The sequence below is a fragment of the Photobacterium sp. R1 genome (assembly GCF_054600795.1).
This window is the reverse complement of sequence record NZ_BAAHZP010000967.1, coordinates 1-237: the sequence shown is the minus strand read 5'-3', so window position 1 is coordinate 237 and position 237 is coordinate 1. Positions and strand designations below refer to the sequence as shown.

General features: G+C 50.2%; 1 protein-coding gene. It reads left to right on the top strand.

The genetic code is table 11. From position 1 onward, the window contains the following. On the top strand, positions 1-237 hold a 237-nt coding region (locus ACYP03_RS27945; RefSeq protein ID WP_459782927.1), incomplete at both ends, for an AAA-type ATPase lid domain-containing protein.

Here is a 237-nt window from a genome sequence, read left to right as displayed (position 1 = left end):
AAGACCTGTATTACCGGCTGCATGTTATTCCTATCAGTTTGCCACCGCTTCGGGATCGCAGTGACGATGTCATTGAAATTGCTCATGCTTTACTGGGGCATATCTCGGTGGAAGAAGGCAAGCGCTTTAGTCGCTTTTCACCAGACGTGATTGAGCGCTTCCGTCAGCATACCTGGCCCGGGAATGTGCGTGAGCTGCAAAACGTTATCCGTAACATTGTTGTGCTCAATGATGGCG